The organism is Pandoraea cepalis (assembly GCF_902459665.1).
Lineage (GTDB): Bacteria > Pseudomonadota > Gammaproteobacteria > Burkholderiales > Burkholderiaceae > Pandoraea > Pandoraea cepalis.
Window position 1 is genome coordinate 217,565 of sequence record NZ_CABPSL010000002.1, and the last position, 22,477, is coordinate 240,041.

The window sequence follows — 22,477 nt, forward strand, 5'->3', positions numbered from 1 at the left end:
TCTGTCAGCGTCGCCGGACAACGACGATGACAGACGAGACACCGATGAGACGGTGTGCGGCGCGTGGTTGGGCGCAGACGATCGTCAGCCCGGCGCGCGCGAGGGAAGCCGGGCGGCGATTTCGGCGATCAGGCGTTGGGCGAGCGATGCCTTGTCGGCACGCGGCAGGTGTTGCTGCCCGGCCTCGTCGAACAGGATGACCTCGTTGTCGTCCTGCCCGAACGTGGCCGGCCCGAGATTGCCGACGAGCAACGGCACCTGCTTGCGTTTGCGCTTCTGGGCGCCATGCGTCTCCAGATCGCCCGACTCGGCCGCGAACCCTACGCAGTAGGGCGGCGTCGGCAACTGCGCGACGGCCGCGAGGATGTCAGGGTTCTGCACGAATTCGAGCGTTGGCACGTCGGCGTCGCCCGCCTTCTTGATCTTGTCGCGGGCCACCTCGCGCACGCGCCAATCGGCCACGGCGGCCACCGCGATGAAGATGTCGTTGTGCGAGATGTCTGCCATCACGGCGTCGTACATTTGCTGCGCGGTCTGGACGTTGCGGCGCGTGACGCCGTAGGGTGTCGTCAGCGCGCACGGGCCCGCGATCAGATGCACCTCGGCACCGGCCTGCGCCGCGGCACGCGCGAGCGCGAAGCCCATCTTGCCGCTGGACAGATTGGTGAGGCCGCGGACCGGGTCGATGGGCTCGAACGTCGGGCCGGCGGTAATGAGCACGCGGCGCCCGGCGAGTCGCTTGGGCTGGAAGAAGCTGGCAAGCGCCTCGAACAGGTCCTCCGGTTCGAGCATCCGCCCGTCGCCGATTTCGCCGCAGGCCTGCTCGCCGCTGCCGGGGCCGAGGACCGCGACGCCATCGCCGCGCAGCGTCGCCGCATTGCGCTGAGTGGCCGGGTTGGCCCACATCTGACGGTTCATCGCGGGCGCCACCAGCAGCGGGCAATCGCGCGCCACGCACAGCGTGGACAGCAGATCGTCCGCCATGCCGTGCGCGAGCTTGGCGAGAAAGTCGGTGGAGGCCGGGGCGATGAGAATGGCGTCGGCCTCGCGCGAGAGGTCGATGTGCGCCATGTTGTTGTCGATGCGGCCATCCCACTGACTGGTGAAGACCGGGCGGCCCGAGAGCGCCTGCATCGTGAGTGGGGTGATGAATTGCGTGGCGGCCTCGGTCATCACGACCTGCACCGTCGCACCGGCCTTGATGAGCAACCGGGTGAGTTCGGCCGACTTGTAGCAGGCAATGCCGCCGGTCAGGCCGAGAACGATGGTCTTGCCCGCAAGTTCACCGCGATCCATAGGAAGTGCCTCCTCCAAAGTGCTGCGCGGCGCCTCCTGGGCGCCGCGACGGTGTTTTGCCTCGATCCGCGGTGCGCTATTTGCCGCGCCGCACGCGTCGCAGCTCGTCGATCACCAGCAGTACGGCGCCCACGCAAATGGCCGAGTCAGCCATGTTGAACGCCGGCCAATGCCAGCCGCCGACGTGAAAGTCCAGAAAGTCGATCACGTGGCCGTAGATCACCCGATCGATCACGTTGCCCAGCGCGCCGCCCAGAATCAGCGAGAGCGACAGGCAGAACATCTTCTGGCCGTGATGGCGCTTGAGCAGGAAGATGATCACGGTCGCCGCCACCAGACCGAGCAGCGTGAAGAACCAGCGCTGCCAACCGCCCGCGGCCGCCAGGAAGCTGAACGCCGCGCCCTTGTTGTACACCAGCACCAGATTGAAGAACGACGTCAACGGATGAAACTCGCCGTACTGGAACGTCTTCAGAATCGTCAGCTTGGTGACCTGATCGATCAGGATCGCGATGACCGCGACCCCAAGCCACGGGGCCAAGCCATAAGCGGCGCCACCCCGCGCGCCCCCATTGCCATTGCTGCGTCGTGCGCCCGTACGGGCGCCTGCCTTGCTTGCCATTATGCCGCGCTCCGGTGTTCGCCGCTGCCGAACAGATTCGACACGCAGCGGCCACAAAGGGTGGGATGGGCCGCGTCTGCGCCCACGTCTTCACGATAGTGCCAGCAACGCTCGCACTTCTGGTGCGAGGACGGCGTGACCATCACGCCTTCGTCGGCTTCGGTCGCCACCTGCGTGACGGCCGCCGCCGACGTGATCAACACGAAGCGCAGGTCGTCGCCGAGGCTCGCCAGCACCTCGTACTTGCGCCCCGAGACGCGCACGTCGACTTCGGCCTGCAGCGACGAACCGATCTGCTCCGCCGCGCGTGCCTCTTCGAGCGCCTTGGTGACGTCGCCGCGCACCGTGCGCAGGAGGTACCACTTCTCAAGCAGACGCGAGCCTTCCGCGACGTCCGGATAAGCGTAGTACGTCTCCGTGAAGATCGTGTCATTGCCCGGCTGGAACACCTGCCATGCTTCTTCGGCCGTGAACGACAGGAACGGGGCCATGAGCTTGAGCAGGCCATGCGTGATGTGGTACAGGGCGTTCTGGGCGGCGCGGCGGGCCGGCGAGTCCGGTGCGCTCGTGTACAGACGATCCTTCAGAATGTCGAGGTAGAAGCCGCCGAGGTCCTCGGAGCAGAACGTCTGGAGCTTGGCCACGACCGGATGGAACTCGTAGCGGTCGTAGTGGCCGAGCACTTCGGTTTGCAGCGACTGGGCCAATGCCACGGCGTAGCGGTCGATTTCCAGCCATTGGTCGGCCGGCAGCGCGTGCTTCGCGTGGTCGTAATCGGCCAGATTCGAGAGCAGGAAGCGCAGCGTGTTACGGATACGGCGATACCCTTCGGTGACGCGCTTGAGGATTTCGTCCGAGATCGACAGCTCGCCCGAGTAATCGGTCGACGCTACCCACAGGCGGATGATTTCGGCACCGAGCTTGTCTGCGACGTCTTGCGGCAGAATCGTGTTGCCGATCGATTTCGACATCTTGCGGCCCTGCCCGTCGACCGTGAAGCCATGCGTGAGCAGCGCCTTGTACGGCGGGCGGCCGTCGATCATCGAGGCCGTGAGCAGCGACGAATGGAACCAGCCGCGGTGCTGATCCGAGCCTTCCAGATACAGGTCGGCCGGGAAGCCCAGTTCATGCGCGTGCGAGCCGCGCAGCACATGCCAGTGCGTCGTGCCCGAGTCGAACCACACGTCGAGCGTGTCGCGGTTCTTCACGTAATCCTTGGCCTCGTCGCCGAGCAGCTCCACCGGGTCGAGCGTTTGCCACGCTTCGATGCCTTCGGTTTCCACGCGCTTGGCCACGGCTTCGAGCAGTTCCGGGGTGCGCGGATGCAGCGCGCCGGTTTCCCTGTGCACGAAGAAGGCCATCGGCACGCCCCATTGGCGCTGGCGCGAGAGCGTCCAGTCCGGGCGGTGCGCGATCATGTTGTGCAGACGCTGCTTGCCCCACGCCGGGAAGAACTCGGTGGCTTCGATGCCCGCGAGCGCGATCTCGCGCAGGGTGTTGCCGCCGCCCGGCGCGCCGTCGACCGGCTTCACGTCCATGCCCGCGAACCACTGGTTCGTCGCGCGATAGATGATCGGGGACTTGTGACGCCAGCAGTGCATGTAGCTGTGCGTGTACTTGAACGAGTGGAACAGTGTACCGGCTTCGCGCAGCGCTTCGACGATCTGCGGGTTGGCGTCCCAGATCGACTGGCCGCCGAACAGCGGCAGGCTGTCCTGATAGTGTCCGTCGCCCAGCACCGGCATGCGGATATCCGCGTCGGACATGCCGTGCGCCTTGCACGACACGAAGTCTTCCACGCCATAGGCGGGGGCCGAGTGGACGATGCCCGTCCCCGTTTCGGTCGTCACGTAGTCGCCGAGATAGACCGGCGAGGTGCGCGCGTAGCCGGCGTCGGCCGTCGACAAGGGGTGACGGAAGCGGATCAGCGAGAGCGCTTCGCCCTTCGTGCGCGCGACGATGTCGCCGTGCAGGCCGTAAGTCTTCAGGCAGTCTTCAACGCGTTCGCTTGCCAGAATCAGCAGACCGCGCTCGGTCGAGACCAGCGCGTATTCGACTTCCGGGTGAACATTGAGCGCCTGGTTCGACGGGATCGTCCACGGGGTGGTCGTCCAGATGACGATGTGGCCGTCTTCGTGCGGCAGCTTCGGCAGGCCGAAGGCCTTCGCGACTTTCTCCGGCTCGGCGAAGGCAAAGCCGACATCGATGGCCAGGTCGGTCTTGTCCTTGTACTCGACTTCCGCTTCGGCGAGTGCCGATCCGCAGTCGAAGCACCAGTTCACCGGCTTCAGGCCACGGTAGACGTAGCCGTTCTCCATGATCTTCGCGAGCGCACGAAGCTCGTTCGCTTCGTTCGAGAAGTTCATGGTCTTATACGGGTTGTCCCAGTCGCCGAGCACGCCCAGACGCTTGAAGTTGGGCTTCTGGCGTTCGATCTGTTCCGCCGCGTAGGCGCGCGCCTTTTCCTGCACTTCGCGCACCGGCAGGTGCTTGCCGAACTGCTTTTCGATCTGGATTTCGATCGGCATGCCGTGGCAATCCCAGCCCGGCACATAGGCGGCGTCGAAGCCCGCCAGGCTGCGTGCCTTGACGATCATGTCCTTAAGGATCTTGTTGACCGCGTGGCCGAGGTGGATGTCTCCGTTGGCATACGGCGGGCCGTCATGCAGGATGAACTTCGGACGGCCTTTGCTTGCGCGGCGGATCTTGTCGTAGATCTTCTTGTCCTGCCATTGCTTGACCCACTGAGGCTCGCGCTTGGGCAGATCGCCGCGCATCGGGAACGGCGTGTCCAGCAGGTTGACGGGATATTTGCTCGGGGCTTTCTTTTCGCTCATGGGGCTTCGCTACGAATTTGGAATGTCGGGTATGGGGCGCTCGCGCCGTTGGCGTTGCAGGCGGGCCTTGTGGGCCGGAAGCGGCAACGCCCGGGCAGGTGCCAGTGGCGGCGGCGGGCCGCGCGCGAGGCGCTGGGCGCCGGCGCACGCGGGCGAAGATCAACTAATTCGGTCGGTAGCCGAGGTGGCAAAGTCGCGTCGTGCGCTCGGGCTGTTGGCATCAAGCGCATGCGCGAAGTAGGCGCGCGCCTCGCGCGTGTCCTGCGCGATGGCGGCTTCCAGTTCGGCCAGCCCGTCGAATTTGGCTTCGTCACGCAACTTCTGCAAGAATTCCACACGCACCAGCTTGCCATAACAATCGCCGTCGAAATCGAGCAGGTGGACTTCGAGCAGCACGCGCCCGGAATCGTCCACCGTCGGGCGCCAACCCAGGCTGGCCACGGCGGGCAGCGGTCGGTCCGCCAGGCCATGCACCTGCACGACGAAAATTCCCGTCAACGCCGGATGCTTGTGGGCGATGCGCAGATTGAGCGTCGGGAAGCCCAGCTTGCGGCCGAGCTTCATGCCATGCACGACGTGGCCCGTGATCGCGTACGGACGGCCGAGCAGCGCATGGGCGCGCTCGAAATTGCCGTCGGCGAGCGCCGTGCGCACTTCGGAGCTGGAAATCCGCACGCCGTCGTGTGCGAAGGTCGGCATTTGTTCGACGACGAAATCGAAGCGACGGCCGGCATCGCGCAAATATTCGATGTCGCCCGCGCGTTTCGCGCCGAAGCGGAAGTCGTCGCCCACGAGCAGCCACCGGGTGTGCAACCCGTCGACGATGATGTTGCGCACGAAGTCTTCAGGCGACTGGCCGGCGAAATGGGCGTTGAAGTGTTCCACCACCAGTCGGTCGACCCCATGCGAGCGAAGCGCCTCGAACTTGTCGCGCAGGTTGGAAATGCGCGCGGGCGCCCGGTCGGGCATGAAATACTCACGGGGATGGGGCTCGAACGTCATCACGCACACCGGCAGGCCGCGTGCGGCCGCCGAGGCGCGGACGCGCGCGAGCAGCGCCTGGTGGCCCAGGTGCACGCCGTCGAAATTGCCGATCGTCAGCACGCAGGGCGCTTTGCTCTGCGCGTTGGGTAGACCCCGGAAGACTCGCACGATAATGGAAGCGTCAGGTCAGGACGTCGAATTGAGCGTTGGTGGATAATCCCGCGCGGCGCGGTTGCGAAGACCCACCGGCCTGCGGCGACGGGGCGAGCCCAGGGCGGCGCAGGACGGCCGATCCGACATTGCGGCGCCGCAGAACGTTGAATTATAAACGCTTCGGGGCCATCGCGGCGTACGACGCGGTCAATGCCACGTGTCTGGTGCGTCGCACCAATGATAAAATCCTGCGATGAAGAACATTGTCATCCTGATTTCCGGACGAGGCAGCAATATGGAGGCCATCGTCCGTGCCTGTACTGCAGAAGGCTGGCCGGCCCGCGTGGCGGCCATCATTACCAATCGCGCCGACGCCGAAGGCCTGGCATTCGCCCGGGAAAACGGCATCGCAACGGCCGTGGTGCCCAGCCAGGGCAAGACGCGTGAGGCGTTCGACGCCGAACTTGCCGCCGAGATCGATCGCCATCAGCCCGATGTGGTGGTGCTCGCCGGCTTCATGCGCATTCTGACGCCGGCCTTTACCGAGCGCTACGCCGGCCGACTCCTGAACATTCACCCGTCGCTGTTGCCCGCCTTCCCGGGGCTGCAAACGCACGCCCGCGCGCTCGACGCCGGCTGCAAGGTCGTCGGTGCAACCGTGCATTTCGTCACGGCCGAGCTCGATCACGGCCCGTACGTCCTGCAGGCGGCCTTGCCGGTGCGGGCAGGAGACACCCCCGAGACGCTGGCCGAGCGCATTCTGCCGCTGGAACACATCATTTATCCGCGCGCCGTGCGCTGGTTCGTGGAAGATCGTCTGGTCGTGGCCGATGGCCGCGTGACGATCACGCCCGGGGCCGACGGCACGCCCGATCCGCAATGGCTTTTTGGTGAGGACGCATGAGCACCCGCCCGACACAGCGCCGCGATGGCGCCAATCAATCCGGTCATCGCGCCGGTGGCCGATCCACCGATACCCGTCAGCCGTCAAAGGGCGGGCAGGCGGGAGAGCGTCAGGAGCGATATGTCCGCCCTGACCGCTACGACCGTTCACGCAACGATCGCCGCCCGGAGGCGCCGCCCGCCGAGACGGCCCGCATGCGCGGAGAGCACCTGTCGCCCGCACTCTTCGAGCACACGCAACGCCTGCTCGGCAGCGTGCTGACGTTCAGCGGCCCGGCCGATACGCTTGTGAGCACGTACTTCCGCGCCAACGCCAAGCTGGGCCACCGCGAGCGCGGTGTGCTGGCGGAAACGGTCTTCGCCATTCTGCGCCGCAAGCTCGAATTCGGTCAGCACGCAGGCAGTGGCTCCGGGCCGCTGGAGCGACGCCTGGCACTGCTCGGGCTGGCGTTCACGCGCGGTCTGGCGTCGGTGCAACTGGTGGCAACGCCCGATGAAGTCTCGTGGCTCGAGCACGTCGGTCAGATCGACCCGGCCAGCCTGTCTGCACGCGTGCGCACCAATTTGCCGGAATGGCTCTACGAGCGTCTGGCCACGCGATTCGACGGCACTGAACTCGAAGCGCTCGCCGCGGCCCTCAACCAGCCCGCGCCGCTCGACTGCCGCGTGAACGTGGTCAAGGCGAACCGGGACGATGTACTCGCGCAACTGCGTGCGGACGGCTTTTCGGCCGAGCCGACGCCGTTCGCGCCCAACGGCATTCGTCTGGCCGGCAAGCCTGCACTGCAAAAGCATCCGCTGTTCATTTCCGGTGCGATCGAAGTCCAGGACGAGGGAAGCCAGTTGCTGTGCCAATTGGTCGCGCCGCGTCGCGGAGAGATGATCGTCGACTTCTGTGCCGGGGCCGGCGGCAAGACGCTCGCCATCGGCGCGCAGATGCGTTCGACGGGGCGCCTTTACGCGTTCGATATCTCGGAAAAGCGCCTGGCGAAGCTCAAGCCGCGTCTGGCGCGCAGCGGCCTGTCGAATGTCTATCCGGTCATGATCGACAGCGAGAACGACAGCAAGATCAAGCGTCTGGCGGGCAAGATCGACCGAGTGCTGGTCGACGCCCCTTGCAGCGGGCTTGGCACGCTGCGTCGCAATCCGGATCTGAAATGGCGTCAGTCGCCACAGTCAGTCGCCGAACTTACGCAAAAGCAGGCGTCGATCCTCGCGAGCGCAGCACGTCTGGTGAAGCCGGGCGGCCGTCTCGTGTACGCTACGTGCAGCCTGCTGAGCGAAGAGAACAGTGCCATCGCCGAGGCGTTTGCGGCCGCACATCCGGATTTCGCGCTGTTACCGGCGAATGCGTTGCTGGCGGCGCAGAAAATCGACATCGACACGGGCGAGTATCTCGAATTGCTGCCGAACCGCCACGCGACCGACGGCTTTTTCGCCGCCGTGTTCGAGCGACGTTCGGCGTAACGCTGTGCTCGGCGTCGGCTAACAAAAAAGAAGAAGAGAGAGAGCGATGCAGGAAAGTCCAGCTTTCGCGAGATTGGTGCGTGATGTCGTGCGTGATGTCGGCGAACCGCAGATCGTCTGGCAGGTCGTGGCGCTCGCGCTCGCGCTTGTCGTTGCCTTCGTGCTGCGGCGCTGGATGGTCGGCCGGCTCGACCGTCATTTCGAGCGTGTCGCACCAGCACGCCGGGCGGGGTCGTCGAGCCTGCGTCGCGCCTTCTTCCCGATTTTCGGCTGGATCTGCGTGGCGCTCACGCGCGTGGTCCTGCAGGACTACACGCACGTTTCGCTGCTGATGCTCGCGGAGGTGCCGCTCTTCGGCACTGCGCTCATCTATCTGGCGTTCTATCTCGCGCGTCGGTTGTTCGCGTCGTCTCCCCATGCGTCGGGGCTGCTGAAAGTCTTCGAGCGCGTTTTCACGGCGCTCGCCTGGCTGTCGATGCTGGCGTACGTGCTCGGTGTCCACGACGACATCCTGAAGTGGCTCGCCAGCGTGCGCTTCGCCGTGGGCTCGAGCCATCTGACGTTGCTCTCGATCCTCTCCGGCCTGCTCTGGATCGGCGTGACGCTCGTGCTGGCGATGTGGGTGGGCGCGCTGATTGAAGACCGGATCATGCGCACGGCCACGCTCGACGGCAATCTGAAGGTGGTGCTTTCGCGGCTGGTCAAGGGCGTGCTGACGCTGATTGCGGTGCTCACGACGCTGTCGTTCGTCGGCATCGACGTTACGGTGCTCGGGGTGTTCGGCGGCGCGCTCGGCGTGGGGCTGGGCTTCGGTTTGCAGAAGATCGCGTCGAATCTCGTGTCGGGCTTCATTATCTTGCTCGACCGCTCGGTGCGTATTGGCGACCTCATTACCGTCAGCCCGTACCACGGCACGGTTTCGCAGATCAATACGCGCTATACGGTCGTTCGGGGGCTGGACGGCGTCGAAGCCCTGGTGCCGAACGAGCAACTGGTGACGAACGTCGTCCAGAATCACTCCTTTACCGAGACCCGCGGGCGCGCCAAGGTCAACGTGCAGGTGGCTTACAGTGCCGACGTCGAACTGGCGATGTCGCTGATGCTCAAGGCGGCCGTGGGCATTCCCCGCGTGTTGGCCGATCCGGCGCCTTCGGCGTTGTTGTTGAACTTCGGCGCGGATGGGATGGATCTCGAAATGGGCTTCTGGGTGCAAGATCCGGCTCAGGGCAGTGGCGCGATTCGTTCTGAGATCAATTTGCGGATTTGGCGCACATTTCGTGAGCATGGTATTGAAATTCCGTATGCGCAGCGCGAAATACGCATTCTGAATGATTGGACCGATGGCGTGCCGGTCGGCGGTGCGCATTCGCCGGCGTTGCCGGCAGAATCGTCTGAACTCGCGCCACAGCCGGCCGAAGACGGCGCCAAGCGGCCTGCATAGCCCGGAATTGATGCTTTTCCCCGGGCAGCGGGTTGACCTGCGACAAAATGCGTGGCGGGGACGTTACACACGGGCGTCAGTCCGTCAGGTAAAATGCTTGCCAAACGATAAAAACCCGACGTTCACTGGCACGTTTTCCGCCCATCTCGCCCCGGCATTCAGCAACTTGCCGATCTTCAGCGAATCCAAGCGTCAAGCGAGCTCAAGAACGAGACCTGACGCGACGGCCATCGATGCCCTACCGGCCCGACAAGACAAGACACGGCAGCGATGCCGTGATTGCTACCGTATTGATTAGTTTGGAGTGATATTTTGCTGGACAGTCTCCTTGGATTCATCTCGACCGGCCTGCTCGACTGGAGCGGCTGGAAGATCACCTTGTTCACGTTGATCGTCACCCATGTGACGATCGCGGGCGTGACGATCTACCTGCACCGTTGCCAGGCGCACCGCGCGCTCGACGTGCATCCGATCGTCGCCCATTTCTTCCGTTTCTGGCTCTGGATGACCACTGGCATGGTCACCAGCGAGTGGGCTGCCATTCACCGCAAGCACCACGCCAAGTGCGAAACCCCGGAAGATCCGCACAGCCCGCAAACGCGCGGCCTGTGGAAAGTGCTGGCCGAAGGGGCCGAACTCTATCGCGCCGAAGCGAAGAACGAAGAAACGCTGCGCAAGTTCAGCCACGGCACGCCGAACGACTGGATCGAGAATCATCTCTACAAGCGCTATCCGATTCTGGGTGTGAGCTTCATGATGATCATCGACATCGCCCTGTTCGGCGCGGTCGGCCTGACGGTGTGGGCCGTGCAGATGGTGTGGATTCCGTTCTGGGCGGCCGGCGTGGTCAACGGTCTGGGCCACTATTGGGGTTACCGCAACTTCAATTGCGCGGACGCGTCGACCAACCTGCTGCCGTGGGGCATCATCATCGGCGGTGAGGAGCTGCACAACAACCACCACACGTACGCGACGTCGGCCAAGCTCTCGAACAAGTGGTATGAGTTCGACATCGGCTGGCTCTATATCCGTGTGTTGTCTGCGCTGGGTCTGGCCAAGGTGAAGAAGATCGCGCCGACGCCGAAGCTCGCGAAGAACAAGGCAGCGTGCGACGACGACACGCTGCAGGCCGTGCTCTCGAACCGCTACGAAGTGATGGAGCGATACGCCAAGACATTCAAGCGTGCCTACGGTCAGGAACTGGCGCGCTTCAAGGAAAAGCGTCAGCTTGGCGAGTATCAGTTGCTGCGTGGCGCGAGCAAGTGGCTGCATCACGACGAAGCTTCGCTGCAAGAGCCGCAGAAACAACAGTTGGGCGAGATCTTCGCGCACAGCAATGCCGTCAAGACGTATTACGAACTGCGTCGTGAACTGGCCGGCATCTGGGAGCGCTCGAACGCATCGCGCGAACAGCTCCTGGGCCAGTTGCAGAACTGGTGCCATCGCGCGGAACAGAGCGGTATTCACGCGCTGCAGGAGTTTGCGACGCGTCTGCGCCGTTACGCATGAACGGGCTCAGCCAGAAATTCGTTTTTGACGCATAATCAAAACCCCGCCAAGGCGGGGTTTTGTCATTCCCGGTCCCCCCGCGGGCCACGTGAAAATGAACGCCTCAATCAAATCCGTACAATTCGAGCGCCCCGCACCGAGCGGCGCCACGTGTGTTGCCCATGCGTGGGCACGGGTCCCGGATGCGCCATCGCAAGTAGAACGCGCAGCCCTCAAGGCCCGAATCAAGCGCCTGCTCGTGGAGCAGAATGCTGTGCTGGTGGCCCATTACTACGTCGACGCCGACTTGCAGGATCTCGCCGAAGAGACGGGCGGTTGTGTGGCTGACTCGCTCGAAATGGCCCGTTTCGGCCGAGACCATTCAGCCAAGACGCTCGTGGTGGCCGGCGTGCGTTTCATGGGCGAGACCTCGAAGATTCTGAGTCCCGAAAAACGCATTCTGATGCCCGATCTCGATGCGACCTGCTCGCTCGATCTCGGTTGTCCCGCCGACGAGTTCGCTGCATTCTGTGATGCACATCCCGACCGAACGGTCGTCGTGTATGCGAATACCAGTGCTGCCGTGAAGGCGCGAGCCGACTGGATGGTGACGTCGTCGATCGGGTTGGAAATCGTGGCGCATCTGCACGCGCAGGGGAAGAAAATTCTCTGGGCGCCGGATCGCCATCTGGGCAGTTACGTCCAGAAGCAGACGGGCGCCGACATGCTCTTGTGGCAGGGCGCTTGCCTGGTGCACGACGAATTCAAGGGGACCGAGCTGGAAGTGCTGCGTCGCGAATTTCCGAACGCCAAGGTGCTGGTGCATCCGGAGTCGCCCGCCTCGGTCGTCGAACAGGCCGATGTGGTGGGTTCGACGTCGCAGATGATCACGGCCGCTCAGACGATGGCGGCAACCGAGTTCATCGTGGCGACCGACAACGGCATTCTGCACAAGATGCGCGCCGCGGCCCCGGGCAAGCGTTTCATCGAAGCGCCGACGGCCGGCAACAGTGCCACGTGCAAGAGCTGCGCGCACTGCCCGTGGATGGCGATGAACAGTTTGCAGAATCTGGCCGACGTACTGGCGTCCGGGCGCAATGAGATTCACGTGGATGCGGAGATCGGCCGCCGCGCCCACACCTGTATCGACCGAATGTTGAAGTTCGCCGAGGCGCGCAAGCAGAACGTCCGCGCCAGTGGCGATTTCGCGCGCGATGGTGCGCTGTTTGCCGGCGTGGGCCCCGCATGATGACGTCATCCAAAATGCTGAATACCGACGAGGCGCTCTCGCCCGATTTCGCCGCGTTCGGCGAGCCGCTCGAGGCGGCGCTCGCGCGCAACGTGCGCGACGCGCTCGCGGAAGACATCGGCGCCGGCGATTTGACCGGCTTGCTTGTACCGTCCGAGGAAATGGCGCACGCGCGCATCATCGTGCGTGAGTCGGCGGTGCTGTGCGGCGTACGTTGGTTTGAGCGCTGCATGCAAGGGGTCGATGCCTCGGTGCGCGTGCAGTGGCACTACCGGGAAGGCGAGCGCATGACGCCCGACTCGGCGGTGTGCGATATCCACGGCCCGGCGCGCGCGCTGCTCACGGGGGAGCGCACTTCGATGAACTTCCTGCAATTGCTTTCCGGCGTCGCGACGGCGGTGCGTCGTTATTCGGATATCGTCGAGGGCACAAAGGCGCGGGTGCTCGACACGCGAAAGACATTGCCGGGCCTGCGCCTCGCGCAGAAGTTCGCCGTGCGCGTGGGCGGCGGGGCGAATCAACGTCTGGCGCTCTACGATGGCATTCTCATCAAGGAAAACCACATCGCAGCGGCCGGCGGCATTCGGCAAGTGCTGGCGAACGCCGACCGTCTGGCCGACGGTGCGCCGGTGCAGATCGAGGTGGAGTCGCTCGAGGAGCTGGAAATGGCACTGGAATGCGGCGCGACCTCGATCCTGCTCGACAACTTCACCTTGGAAATGATGCGCGAGGCGGCACGCGTCACGGATGGCCGCGCCGTGCTCGAGGCTTCGGGCGGGATCCATCTCGAAACGCTGCGAGCGATTGCGGAAACGGGCGTCGATCGGATTTCCGTCGGTGCACTGACCAAGGATGTTCGCGCGACCGATTTTTCGATGCGGATTTTGGAGACGGTGGGGTAAGCGCCGTTCGCGCTTGTCATGCTGCAAGATCGAAGGCCGCAGGGTGACCCTCTGCGGCCTTTTTGTTTTCGTCGGTGCGGCGGTGTGCGTCGATCAGAGGCCGATCAGCGGGTGCGACGCGGTAACACGGGCGAAAGCACTGTCGGCAGGGCCTTCGGCAGGGTGTCGGGGAAGTCTCGCGAGAAGTGCAGGCCGCGACTCTCGTGGCGCGACAGGGCACTGTCAACGATCAACGACGCCACGTCGACCAGGTTGCGCAATTCCAACAGATCGCGGCTCACGCGGAAGTTTGCGTAGTACTCGGCAATTTCCTCGCGCAGCAGGGCGATACGATGCTGCGCCCGCTCCAGCCGCTTGGTCGTGCGCACAATGCCGACGTAGTTCCACATCATGCGGCGCAATTCGTCCCAGTTATGCGCGACCACCACTTCTTCGTCGGCATCCGAGACACGGCTTTCATCCCACGCCGGGACGTCTTTTGCCGGCGGCGGCGTCGCTTCGTCCCGTTGAATGTCTTCGGCAGTGGCCTTGCCGAGTACCAGGCATTCCAGCAGCGAGTTGCTGGCAAGACGGTTGGCGCCATGCAGGCCGGTATAGGTGGCTTCGCCGACGGCATGGAGTCCTGGCAGGTCCGTGCGGCCGCGCATGTCGGTGACGATGCCGCCGCACGTATAGTGTGCTGCCGGCACCACCGGAATCGGTTGCTTCGTGATGTCGATGCCCAGTTCAGCGCAGCGCGCCAGAATCGTGGGGAAATGCTCGTGCAGGAATTCGGGGCTTTGGTGGCTGATGTCGAGATACACGCAGTCCAGACCGTGCCGCTTCATCTCGAAATCGATGGCGCGGGCCACGATGTCGCGCGGTGCCAGCTCGGCGCGCGGATCGTGTTGCGGCATGAAGCGAGTGCCGTCGGGCAACACCAGGCGTCCGCCTTCACCGCGCACGGCTTCCGTGATCAGGAACGACTTGGCGTACGGATGATAAAGACAGGTCGGGTGGAACTGGATGAACTCCATGTTCGCGATACGGCAACCGGCACGCCACGCCATCGCGATGCCGTCGCCGGTCGCGGTGTCGGGATTCGTCGTGTAGAGATACACCTTGCCCGCGCCGCCCGTGGCCAGCACCGTGTGCCGCGCCGTCATGGCGTGGACCTCGCCGGTGCCGAGATCCTGCACGTAAAGGCCTTGGCAATGACGCCCGGCCGTCGCTGCCGCATCGGCACGGTCGGAGGTGATCAGATCGACCGCGAAGTGATTCTCGAAGACGGTGATATTCGGATGCTGGCGCACGCGTTCGGTGAGCGTGGCGATCACGGCGTGCCCAGTGGCGTCGGCGGCATGAATGATGCGGCGGTGGCTATGGCCGCCTTCGCGCGTCAGATGGAAGCCGAGTTCGGCGGCGTCGTCGCGGGTGAACGGCACGCCTTGCGCGATGAGCCATTCGATGGCTTCGCGGCTGTGTTCGACGATGAATCGTGTGGCGGCTTCGTCGCACAGGTCGGCGCCGGCGATGAGGGTGTCCGCAACATGCTCGTCGACGCTATCGGTCGAGTCGAGCACGGCGGCGATGCCGCCCTGTGCCCAGTCGCTGGCCCCTTCGGGCATGGGGCGTTTGGCGACCAGCGCTACGCGGCAGGTTTTGGCCAGGTGCAGGGCGACGGACTGGCCGGCGAGCCCACTGCCGACGATGACGACATCGAAATTCATGATACGCGCGCTCTCTGGAATCGACGCCACGGGCGTGGTGCCATTCTCGTGATGGGAAATGAGCCAGTATAGCGAGTCAATACGCGCGCGACACATGACCCTATGCGCACATCGGAGAAATTCTGTGTTGCGTGACTACGCATAGCGTAGCGTTGCGAATTTCGGGACGCCCAAACGAAAAACCCCGCCTGAGGCGGGGTATCGAACGCAGCAGCGAACCGCTGCGAGAAAACCTGTTGATCTTATTTGATCTTGGTTTCCTTGTAAGCCACATGCTTACGAGCCACCGGATCGAACTTGCTGATTTCCATCTTTTCCGGATGGGTACGCTTGTTCTTGGTGGTCGTGTAGAAATGACCCGTGCCAGCGGTCGATTCCAGCTTAATCTTGTCGCGAGCGCCTTTTGCCATGATGATCTCCTAAAACTTAGATGGCGTTGCGCGAACGCAGGTCCGCCAGAACGGCGTCGATGCCGTTCTTGTCGATCAGGCGCAGGCCAGCCTTCGAAATGCGCAGGCGCACAAAGCGGTTTTCGGTCTCAACCCAGAACCGGCGATTTTGCAAGTTCGGAAGAAAACGACGCTTGGTTTTGTTGTTGGCGTGGGAAACGTTATTGCCGACCATCGGCGCTTTCCCGGTCACTTGACATACGCGTGCCATGAAGCACTCCTAACCCAGAATTCTGTGTAAAAAAAGGTGAGTCGAAAAGACAGACCGCGATGATACCACAAAAATCCCAGACAAATCAATCGCTTTCGCGATGCAGGATGCGAGTCCCTGGCGGGAAACGTCTGTCGGAGATTCGGGAAGGGACGGATTATAGCGCAAGCGCTGCGCGAACGCGACCCAACTGCCAAAATTCTGTGCAGATGTTGTTGTGGGTGTCACAGCTCGCCGTTCTCCGCGAGTGAATACACGCGGGTTCCGGCCACGATGAAGTGGTCGAGCAGCCGGATTTCCAGCAGCGCCAGCGCGTCGCCCAACTGGCGCGTGAGCGCCAGATCGGCCGCACTTGGGGTAGGCACGCCGGACGGATGATTGTGCGCGACGATGACGGCCGCCGCGTGCACGTCGAGCGCGGCGCGCACAATCTCGCGCGGATAGGCGCAGGTCTGGGTGAGCGTTCCCTCGAACATGACGCGCGTGCTGATCAGCCGATGCGCGGCATCCAGAAAGAGGCATGCGAAGCGCTCGCGCGACCGATCCTGCAATGTGAGGCGCAGATAGTCGTGCACGCGGGCCGGAGAATCGAGCAGATTGCCGGACTGCATGCCTTCTCCCAGCATGCGGCGCGCCACTTCGAGGGCGGCCTGAAATTGCAGAATTTTGGCCTGACCTAGCCCCGGAATTTGCCGTAACGTCTCGAAGGGCGTGGCGAGCAGCCGAGTCAGCGATCCGCTTCGCGCCAGCAATTCGCGACCTAGATCGACGGCATTGCGCCCGTGCGAGCCCGTCCGCAACAGGATGGCGAGCAACTCGGCATCGGACAGCGCACCGGCACCGCGGGCCAGCATTTTTTCACGGGGACGCTCGGCGAGCGGCCATTGAGCGATGGACATGACGACTCCAAGGAGGGACACCATCGCGCGCATGATCGCGGGTGCCACGAATATCACAAACGATGCCGTCGACAGGAAAAAATCGGGGCTGCTTCGATGGGGAGCCGGACGCGCAACGCGCCGTCCTTTACAATATTAGCTTGACCTTGCTGTGAGACCCCCATGAGTTCTGCCGTAACCCCTGTGGTTCAAGACGATTCCTATCTGACGCTCCACTACCGGATCGCCGCCCCCGACGGCGCGGACATTGTCAACACTTTTGAAGGGACGCCGGCGACGCTGCAACTCGGCGGCGGCCAGATGGCGCCGACGTTGGAGCAGTCGCTGCTGGGGATGACGGTCGGGGAGCGCCGCCGGACCGAGCTGGCGCCGGAGCAGGCATTCGGCCCGCGCAACCCGGAGCTGCTGCAACGCGTTTCGATGAAGACGTTGCAGGAAAACAGCAATTTTGGCGAAGCCTATAGCGTTGGCGATCTGGTCGAGTTCAACGCGCCGAGCGGCGGCCGCTATGCGGGCATCCTGCGAGAGTTGGGTGACGGCTGGGCCTTGTTCGACTTCAACCATCCGCTGGCCGGCCAGCCGATCGTGTTCGAAGTCCAGATTATCGGCATTCTGTAGGAATCGAAATGAGCGCCACCCAAGTCGTAGCACCGACCCTGTCGGATGCGGAAATTCTTCTGGCCCAGCCGCGCGGTTTTTGCGCGGGCGTCGACCGCGCGATCGAGATTGTCGAGCGCGCGCTCGCCATGTACGGCGCGCCGATTTACGTGCGCCACGAGATCGTGCACAACGCCTATGTCGTTGACAACCTGCGTAAGCAGGGCGCGATTTTCGTCGAGGCGCTGACCGACGTGCCGGCGGGCAACACGCTGATTTTCAGCGCCCATGGTGTGTCGCAGGCCGTACGGGCCGAGGCGGAAGCGCGCGGCCTGCGCATCTTCGATGCGACCTGCCCGCTCGTCACCAAGGTGCACGTCGAAGTCGCGAAGATGCGTAGCCAAGGGCTCGAGATCATCATGATCGGCCACAAGGGGCACCCGGAAGTGGAGGGCACGATGGGGCAGTCGGGCGAGGGCATGTTCCTCGTCGAGACGATCGACGACGTGCTGGCGCTCCAGGTCGCCGATGAGAGCAAGCTCGCCTATGTGACGCAGACGACGCTATCCGTCGACGACGCCGCCGAGGTGATCAATGCACTCAAGCAGCGTTTCCCTTCGATTACCGAGCCGAAGAAGCAGGATATTTGCTACGCCACGCAGAATCGCCAGGATGCCGTGAAGTTCATGGCGCCGCAGTGCGACGTGGTGGTCGTCGTTGGTAGCCCGAACAGTTCCAACTCCAATCGCCTGCGCGAAGTGGCCGAGAAGATGGGCGTGCCCGCGTACATGATCGATGCCCCGGAGCAACTCAAGCCGGAGTGGTTCGACGGCAAACGCCGGATTGGCGTGACGGCGGGGGCGTCGGCCCCGGAAGTGCTGGCGCAATCGATCGTTTCGCGTCTGCGTGAGCTGGGCGTCAATCAGGTCAAAGTGCTCGATGGCGTGGAAGAAAATATTGCGTTCCCGCTTCCCAAGGGTCTTGTGCCGGTGGCGGCCGGCTAAGCGCCGTCGTCGCAACAATGCCGATCGGCCAGCGGTAACCCCGCATGGCTGACAAACCGGGTGCCATATTACGTGGCCCCGGTTTTTTTATGCCTCCTTCCTTTGCCTCGCCTCCCCGCGCCGGATTCCCCACGACCCCGCGCGTCGACCCTCCCTGACGCAAGCGCCGCGTCGCTCACCGAATCGCAGATCGCGCTCGGGATTCGTCTTGCGGGATCTATGCAAAATCAAATTGAATTTCGCGGATAATCCGCGCGACGCATTTCATCGATTTTGGCGTCTTGTTAGATAAAACTTGTCGACTCGATACACAATTCAGCGAATACAGAATTGATTGAGCAATTAGCATTCGCTTTCCAGAAAATCAATTATTTATTTATTCACTTAATTAGAACAAGCGCTCCAGATAGCGCGGGCATGCAACTTGCATATCTAGTTATTGCTGTGTCCGAGCCCATGACTGGTGCATCGGTTGCACCATGACGTTACCCGCACCGGTGGGCACGGTGTGTAAAACCTTTAACCAATCCGGGGTTGCGCTTTTGAAAAAATCGGGTTGCACAAGTCGGTATAAAACCTTAGGCCTCCATTATGGAAAACCCTGTGGCGGCGAGCATCGCATCCGCAAAGAATGGAGTTACAATGCGCGCGTTTCGCATACGAAACGTTGAATTGGCGTTACTGGCGTTATTCATCCGCCGACAATTTGGAGATAATCACATGCAACTCAAGTTCGCGAAGGTACTGCCCGTCGTTGCCGCAGTGACGCTGTTGGCGGCATGCGGTCAGAAGGAAGAAAAGCAGGCCGATTCGGGCGCCGCTTCGGCGCCCGCCGCGACGACTGCCGCCAGCGGGGGCGGCGATGCGGTTGTAGTTAAAATTGGTCACGTTGCGCCGCTGACGGGCCAAATTGCTCACTTGGGCAAAGATAACGAAAATGGTGCACGCCTCGCTATCGAAGAAGCCAACAAGGCGGGCCTGACCATCGACGGCAAGCCGGTCAAGCTCGAACTGCTGGCTGAAGATGACGCGGCCGATCCGAAGACCGCAACGCAGGTCGCCCAGAAGCTCGTCGACGAGAAGGTCGTTGCCGTGGTGGGCCACTTGAATTCGGGCACCACGATCCCGGCCTCGAAGATCTATAGCGATGCTGGCATCGTGCAGATCTCCCCGTCGGCCACTAACCCGGCCTACACCCAGCAGGGCTTCAAGACGGCCTATCGTGTGGTGGCTACCGACGCTCAGCAGGGCCCGGCACTGGCCAACTACGCGACCAAGGCATTGGGCGCCAAATCGGTGGCCATCGTTGATGACGCAACGGCCTACGGCAAGGGCTTGGCCGACGAGTTCGAGAAGACCGCGAAGGCTAACGGCCTGAAGGTGCTCTCGCACGACGCGACCAACGACAAGGCCACGGACTTCCGCGCGATTCTGACGAAGATCAAGGGCGAGCGTCCGGACATCATCATGTACGGCGGTATGGACGCGACCGGCGGCCCGTTCGCCAAGCAGTCGAAGGAACTGGGCATTGGTGCCAAGGTGCTGGCCGGCGACGGCGTGTGTACCGACAAGGTGGCCGAACTGGCCGGCGACGCGATCGACAACATCGTCTGCTCGGAAGCGGGTATGGCGCTGTCGAAGATGGAAGGCGGCGCGGACTTCGCGAAGCGTTATGAAGCCCGTTTCAACCAGCCGATCCAGATCTACGCCCCGTTCACGTATGACGCTGTCAACGTGATCATCGACGCCATGAAGCGTGCCAACTCGACCGATCCGGCCAAGATCCTGGCCGCCATGCCGGCCACCGACTACAAGGGTGTTATCGGCCACATCGCCTTCGACAGCAAGGGCGACATGAAGGAACCGGTGATCACGCTCTATAACTTCAAGGACAAAAAGAAGAGCGTGCTTGACGTGGTGAAGATGTAACTCTAAGGCATTTGCGCCATGAAACGGCACCGCTGCCTACCCGTTCGGTGCCGTTTCGATCTCTGCGGAAATACGCCGTGCCTGCATGACGGGCACGGCCCCCCCTCCTGACACAGGATTACGCCTCATTACCCGCAATTCTCTCGACCCCCTCGCGCGCCCGATCGGGCAAGCGTGTCGAGAGCCCGTTCTCGGGACAAGGAGTTAGCTTCATGGATATCTTTATCCAACAAATCTTGAACGGCCTCGTGCTTGGTAGCGTCTACGCGATCATTGCACTGGGCTATACGATGGTCTATGGCATTTTGGGCATCATTAATTTCGCCCACGCCGATGTGATGATGATCGGCGCGATGGTCGCGCTATCCACCATCAATCTGTTGATGAAAATCGCGCCGGACATGAACCCGGCGCTCATGCTGGCCATTGCCACGCTCGTGTGTATGCCCGTGTGTGCCTTGACCAACTTCGTGATCGAGCGCGTGGCCTACCGGCCGTTGCGCAACGCGCCGCGTCTGGCGCCGCTGATCACCGCGATCGGTGTGTCGCTGCTCTTGCAGACGATCGCCATGCTGATCTGGTCGCGCAACCCGCTCTCGTTCCCGCAACTGCTGCCGACCGACGCCATGACCGTGATTCCGCAACACGGCGACCAAATCGGCGCCGTGACCAACGGCACAGGTGTCGTGATCGTGGTCGTTGCCTTCCTCGTGATGTTCGGTCTCACGCAGCTCGTGAACCGCACCAAGCTCGGCCGTGCCATGCGGGCCACCGCGGAAAATCGCAACGTCGCCGGCCTCATGGGCGTGAACCCGAACTTCGTGATCTCCGCAACGTTCGCGCTGGGCGGTGGACTCGCGGCGCTCGCGGGCGTAATGATGGCGTCGAACTACGGCAACGTGCACTTCTACATGGGCTTCATTCCCGGGATGAAAGCGTTCACGGCGGCGGTGCTGGGCGGTATCGGCAACCTGCAGGGCGCGATGGTCGGCGGTGTGTTGCTGGGCCTGATCGAAGCGCTGGGCGCGGGGTACATCGGGGATCTGACCGGTGGTGTGTTCGGTAGTAACTATCAGGACGTCTTCGCTTTCATTGTCCTGATCGCGGTGCTCGTGTTCCGTCCGAGTGGTTTGCTCGGCGAGCGCGTGGCGGATCGTGCATAAGCGGGGAGAAACGACATCATGAATCAACCCGTGCAAACCTCCACTGGCGAGGCCACGCAGATCTCTGCGGCGGCGGCCACGCGCAAGGCCTATCGCGGCCTGGCATTCTTCCTCATCGCGGCGATTGTCGCGCCGGTGCTCGTCGGCTACGCCGGCGGCAACTACTGGGTGCGCGTGCTCGACTTCGCGCTGCTCTACATCATGCTCGCGCTGGGCCTGAACATCGTGGTGGGCTTCGCCGGCCTGCTCGATCTGGGCTACATCGCGTTCTATGCCGTGGGTGCGTACGTCACCGCGTTCCTCAGCTCGCCTCACCTCACGCTCCACTTCGCGTGGATCGCGCATCTGTTCCCGGGTGGGCTGCATGTGCCGATATGGTTCACGATTCCGATCGGGGCGGCGGTCGCGGCCACGTTCGGCATCCTGCTCGGCGCGCCGACGCTTCGTCTGCGTGGCGACTATCTGGCCATCGTGACACTGGGCTTCGGCGAGATCATCCGTATCTTCATGAACAACCTGGACCGGCCGGTGAACATCACCAACGGCCCGAAGGGGATCACCGGCATCGAGCCCGCGTCGTTTGCCGGCTTCGATTTCTCGAAGGCGCACAACTTCTTCGGGATCCAGGTCGCCTCGGTGTACATGTATTACTACCTGTTCGTCTTCCTGGCACTGTTGATCGCGTTCGTCTGCGTGCGTTTGCAGCACTCGCGCATCGGACGCGCCTGGGTGGCCATCCGTGAAGACGAAGTTGCCGCCAAGGCGATGGGTATCAACACGCGCAACATCAAGCTGCTCGCATTTGCCATGGGCGCGTCGTTCGGTGGTGTGGCCGGCGGCATGTTCTCGGCGTTCCAGGGCTTCGTCTCGCCCGAGTCGTTCACCTTCTGGGAGTCGATCATCGTGCTCTCGATGGTGGTGCTCGGCGGCATGGGCCACATTCCGGGCGTGATCCTGGGCGGTATCCTGCTCTCGGCGTTCCCGGAAGTTCTGCGCTCGACCATGGGCCCGTTGCAAACGAGCCTGTTTGGTAGCGTCATCGTCGATCCCGAAGTGATCCGGCAGTTGCTGTACGGTCTGGCCATGATCCTGATCATGCTGTACCGTCCGGCCGGCCTGTGGCCGTCGCCGCGTCCAGAAGAGCGGACACTGTAAGTTGAGGGAGATGACCTGA

Annotated in this window: 19 protein-coding genes; 11 read left to right on the forward strand and 8 right to left on the reverse strand. The window is 63.1% G+C overall.

Annotation, left to right across the window (positions count from 1 at the left end; all coding sequences use genetic code 11):
* Window positions 1-84: 84 nt before the first annotated feature.
* The 4 genes from coaBC to PCE31106_RS05465 all read right to left on the reverse strand — a co-directional run bounded on the left by coaBC (window position 85) and on the right by PCE31106_RS05465 (window position 5,907).
* Window positions 85-1,296, reverse strand: a complete 1,212-nt coding sequence (gene coaBC / locus PCE31106_RS05450; protein ID WP_150562635.1) for a bifunctional phosphopantothenoylcysteine decarboxylase/phosphopantothenate--cysteine ligase CoaBC — start codon at window positions 1,294-1,296, stop codon at window positions 85-87.
* 76 nt (window positions 1,297-1,372) lie between these two features.
* Window positions 1,373-1,918 carry a signal peptidase II gene (gene lspA, locus PCE31106_RS05455; protein ID WP_017232775.1) on the reverse strand — a complete coding sequence of 182 codons (546 nt, stop codon included), beginning with the start codon at window positions 1,916-1,918 and terminating at the stop codon, window positions 1,373-1,375.
* Window positions 1,918-4,755: an isoleucine--tRNA ligase gene (ileS, locus tag PCE31106_RS05460; RefSeq protein WP_150562636.1), complete on the reverse strand. Its 2,838-nt coding sequence runs from the start codon at window positions 4,753-4,755 to the stop codon at window positions 1,918-1,920. Before ileS ends, lspA begins: the two co-directional genes overlap by 1 nt.
* A 159-nt stretch (window positions 4,756-4,914) precedes the next feature.
* Complete coding sequence (locus PCE31106_RS05465; protein ID WP_026131737.1) at window positions 4,915-5,907, reverse strand: bifunctional riboflavin kinase/FAD synthetase; 993 nt, start codon at window positions 5,905-5,907, stop codon at window positions 4,915-4,917.
* Window positions 5,908-6,145: 238 nt separating this feature from the next.
* On the opposite strand from PCE31106_RS05465, the gene purN reads away from it, so the two are divergent.
* From purN to nadC, 6 genes are all read left to right on the forward strand, one after another.
* Window positions 6,146-6,796 (forward strand): phosphoribosylglycinamide formyltransferase, encoded by a 651-nt coding sequence (purN, locus tag PCE31106_RS05470; RefSeq protein WP_150562637.1) that lies wholly within the window; start codon window positions 6,146-6,148, stop codon window positions 6,794-6,796.
* 194 nt (window positions 6,797-6,990) lie between these two features.
* A complete protein-coding gene (locus PCE31106_RS05475) occupies window positions 6,991-8,262 on the forward strand; it encodes an RsmB/NOP family class I SAM-dependent RNA methyltransferase (RefSeq protein WP_150562737.1) in 1,272 nt (423 codons plus the stop codon).
* A gap of 46 nt (window positions 8,263-8,308) precedes the next feature.
* On the forward strand, window positions 8,309-9,703 hold the full coding sequence (locus tag PCE31106_RS05480) for a mechanosensitive ion channel family protein (RefSeq protein ID WP_150562638.1): 1,395 nt from the start codon (window positions 8,309-8,311) through the stop codon (window positions 9,701-9,703).
* 312 nt (window positions 9,704-10,015) lie between these two features.
* On the forward strand, window positions 10,016-11,212 hold the full coding sequence (locus PCE31106_RS05485) for a DesA family fatty acid desaturase (protein ID WP_017232781.1): 1,197 nt from the start codon (window positions 10,016-10,018) through the stop codon (window positions 11,210-11,212).
* Window positions 11,213-11,306: 94 nt separating this feature from the next.
* Window positions 11,307-12,440 (forward strand): quinolinate synthase NadA, encoded by a 1,134-nt coding sequence (gene nadA, locus PCE31106_RS05490; RefSeq protein WP_026131739.1) that lies wholly within the window; start codon window positions 11,307-11,309, stop codon window positions 12,438-12,440.
* 14 nt (window positions 12,441-12,454) lie between these two features.
* A complete protein-coding gene (gene nadC / locus PCE31106_RS05495; RefSeq protein ID WP_232424549.1) occupies window positions 12,455-13,342 on the forward strand; it encodes a carboxylating nicotinate-nucleotide diphosphorylase in 888 nt (295 codons plus the stop codon).
* Between the two features lie 104 nt (window positions 13,343-13,446).
* Here nadC and nadB read toward each other — a convergent pair whose 3' ends face one another.
* The 4 genes from nadB to radC all read right to left on the reverse strand — a co-directional run bounded on the left by nadB (window position 13,447) and on the right by radC (window position 16,610).
* A complete protein-coding gene (nadB, locus tag PCE31106_RS05500) occupies window positions 13,447-15,051 on the reverse strand; it encodes an L-aspartate oxidase (RefSeq protein WP_150562639.1) in 1,605 nt (534 codons plus the stop codon).
* A 242-nt stretch (window positions 15,052-15,293) separates the two neighbouring features.
* Entirely contained in the window at window positions 15,294-15,461 is a 168-nt protein-coding gene (gene rpmG, locus PCE31106_RS05505; protein ID WP_017232785.1) for a 50S ribosomal protein L33, read from the reverse strand.
* A 16-nt stretch (window positions 15,462-15,477) separates the two neighbouring features.
* The gene (gene rpmB / locus PCE31106_RS05510; RefSeq protein ID WP_017232786.1) at window positions 15,478-15,711 is read right to left on the reverse strand and encodes a 50S ribosomal protein L28; all 234 of its coding nucleotides are present in this window, start codon (window positions 15,709-15,711) and stop codon (window positions 15,478-15,480) included.
* 224 nt (window positions 15,712-15,935) lie between these two features.
* A complete protein-coding gene (gene radC / locus PCE31106_RS05515; protein ID WP_017232787.1) occupies window positions 15,936-16,610 on the reverse strand; it encodes a RadC family protein in 675 nt (224 codons plus the stop codon).
* 162 nt (window positions 16,611-16,772) lie between these two features.
* On the opposite strand from radC, the gene PCE31106_RS05520 reads away from it, so the two are divergent.
* The 5 genes from PCE31106_RS05520 to PCE31106_RS05540 all read left to right on the forward strand — a co-directional run bounded on the left by PCE31106_RS05520 (window position 16,773) and on the right by PCE31106_RS05540 (window position 22,458).
* Entirely contained in the window at window positions 16,773-17,228 is a 456-nt protein-coding gene (locus PCE31106_RS05520; RefSeq protein WP_150562640.1) for an FKBP-type peptidyl-prolyl cis-trans isomerase, read from the forward strand.
* A gap of 8 nt (window positions 17,229-17,236) precedes the next feature.
* Window positions 17,237-18,211, forward strand: a complete 975-nt coding sequence (gene ispH, locus PCE31106_RS05525; protein ID WP_017232789.1) for a 4-hydroxy-3-methylbut-2-enyl diphosphate reductase — start codon at window positions 17,237-17,239, stop codon at window positions 18,209-18,211.
* A 720-nt stretch (window positions 18,212-18,931) separates the two neighbouring features.
* Window positions 18,932-20,140, forward strand: a complete 1,209-nt coding sequence (locus tag PCE31106_RS05530; RefSeq protein WP_150550813.1) for a branched-chain amino acid ABC transporter substrate-binding protein — start codon at window positions 18,932-18,934, stop codon at window positions 20,138-20,140.
* A 212-nt stretch (window positions 20,141-20,352) separates the two neighbouring features.
* Window positions 20,353-21,303, forward strand: a complete 951-nt coding sequence (locus PCE31106_RS05535) for a branched-chain amino acid ABC transporter permease (protein WP_150562641.1) — start codon at window positions 20,353-20,355, stop codon at window positions 21,301-21,303.
* Window positions 21,304-21,321: 18 nt separating this feature from the next.
* Window positions 21,322-22,458: an ABC transporter permease subunit gene (locus PCE31106_RS05540; protein WP_174974968.1), complete on the forward strand. Its 1,137-nt coding sequence runs from the start codon at window positions 21,322-21,324 to the stop codon at window positions 22,456-22,458.
* Window positions 22,459-22,477 lie beyond the last annotated feature (19 nt).

What these genes read in the sequence shown, in the direction of transcription:
- purN (WP_150562637.1), top strand. Translation starts at nt 6,146, where the DNA reads ATGAAGAACATTGTCATCCTGATTTCCGGACGAGGCAGCAATATGGAG.
- ileS (WP_150562636.1), bottom strand. Translation starts at nt 4,755, where the DNA reads ATGAGCGAAAAGAAAGCCCCGAGCAAATATCCCGTCAACCTGCTGGAC.
- PCE31106_RS05530 (WP_150550813.1), top strand. Translation starts at nt 18,932, where the DNA reads ATGCAACTCAAGTTCGCGAAGGTACTGCCCGTCGTTGCCGCAGTGACG.
- nadC (WP_232424549.1), top strand. Translation starts at nt 12,455, where the DNA reads ATGCTGAATACCGACGAGGCGCTCTCGCCCGATTTCGCCGCGTTCGGC.
- PCE31106_RS05535 (WP_150562641.1), top strand. Translation starts at nt 20,353, where the DNA reads ATGGATATCTTTATCCAACAAATCTTGAACGGCCTCGTGCTTGGTAGC.
- PCE31106_RS05475 (WP_150562737.1), top strand. Translation starts at nt 6,991, where the DNA reads ATGCGCGGAGAGCACCTGTCGCCCGCACTCTTCGAGCACACGCAACGC.
- PCE31106_RS05480 (WP_150562638.1), top strand. Translation starts at nt 8,309, where the DNA reads ATGCAGGAAAGTCCAGCTTTCGCGAGATTGGTGCGTGATGTCGTGCGT.
- rpmG (WP_017232785.1), bottom strand. Translation starts at nt 15,461, where the DNA reads ATGGCAAAAGGCGCTCGCGACAAGATTAAGCTGGAATCGACCGCTGGC.
- nadB (WP_150562639.1), bottom strand. Translation starts at nt 15,051, where the DNA reads ATGAATTTCGATGTCGTCATCGTCGGCAGTGGGCTCGCCGGCCAGTCC.
- rpmB (WP_017232786.1), bottom strand. Translation starts at nt 15,711, where the DNA reads ATGGCACGCGTATGTCAAGTGACCGGGAAAGCGCCGATGGTCGGCAAT.
- PCE31106_RS05540 (WP_174974968.1), top strand. Translation starts at nt 21,322, where the DNA reads ATGAATCAACCCGTGCAAACCTCCACTGGCGAGGCCACGCAGATCTCT.
- radC (WP_017232787.1), bottom strand. Translation starts at nt 16,610, where the DNA reads ATGTCCATCGCTCAATGGCCGCTCGCCGAGCGTCCCCGTGAAAAAATG.
- lspA (WP_017232775.1), bottom strand. Translation starts at nt 1,918, where the DNA reads ATGGCAAGCAAGGCAGGCGCCCGTACGGGCGCACGACGCAGCAATGGC.
- ispH (WP_017232789.1), top strand. Translation starts at nt 17,237, where the DNA reads ATGAGCGCCACCCAAGTCGTAGCACCGACCCTGTCGGATGCGGAAATT.
- PCE31106_RS05520 (WP_150562640.1), top strand. Translation starts at nt 16,773, where the DNA reads ATGAGTTCTGCCGTAACCCCTGTGGTTCAAGACGATTCCTATCTGACG.
- nadA (WP_026131739.1), top strand. Translation starts at nt 11,307, where the DNA reads ATGAACGCCTCAATCAAATCCGTACAATTCGAGCGCCCCGCACCGAGC.
- coaBC (WP_150562635.1), bottom strand. Translation starts at nt 1,296, where the DNA reads ATGGATCGCGGTGAACTTGCGGGCAAGACCATCGTTCTCGGCCTGACC.